Genomic DNA, 544 nt, shown 5'->3' with positions numbered 1-544 from the left:
CTCACATGGGTAGAGGTGGGGGTAGCGTCTTAGAAGATGGGATGCTGTCAAAGGTTCTCGACATAGAGCGTCTACAAGACCCCGTAGAGCTTGATGAGCCTCCTATTGAGGTTCCGGATTCCGAATACTTCGAAGCTAATCAGGACGCCTTTCAGGAGCTTGCAGACTGGTATCTTTGAAGCTCCGCAGGACCGACGACAATGTAATTGTCATAGTCGGACACTATGACAAGTCAAATATTGATTTCTATCTGCTACAATAAGTTTCCAGTACCCCACAAACTGAGGGTCGGAGATTGTTATGGATATGGTAAAGAAGGAAAAATATAGAGAAATAGAGAGAGAAGTACAGAGGCTTGAAAATCTGTTCAATATAAAGGCTGTGCGATTGAAGGCACGTTATGAGACCAAGGCTATTCGTTATATGTTTGGGAATGGGGTCGAGGTTTATTGCGGTTGGGAAAAGCCTTACGATATCATGACTTGTTTGCATGACCATTATATTGACCATTCTTTTCCTGTGAAGGATGTGAAAAGTTATAGAG

At 43.2% G+C, this 544-nt stretch carries 1 protein-coding gene; it reads left to right on the top strand.

What is annotated here, in order from left to right:
• Positions 1–300: 300 nt before the first annotated feature.
• A partial coding sequence (locus KP705_RS16635) for a hypothetical protein (protein WP_215765053.1) occupies positions 301–544 on the top strand: 244 nt, incomplete at its 3' end.

Origin of the sequence: Gluconobacter sp. P1D12_c, from assembly GCF_018812105.1 — a bacterium.
Lineage (GTDB): Bacteria > Pseudomonadota > Alphaproteobacteria > Acetobacterales > Acetobacteraceae > Gluconobacter > Gluconobacter oxydans_A.
Note: the sequence above shows the minus strand (reverse complement) of the source record. Positions and strands in the feature narration are given on the sequence as shown.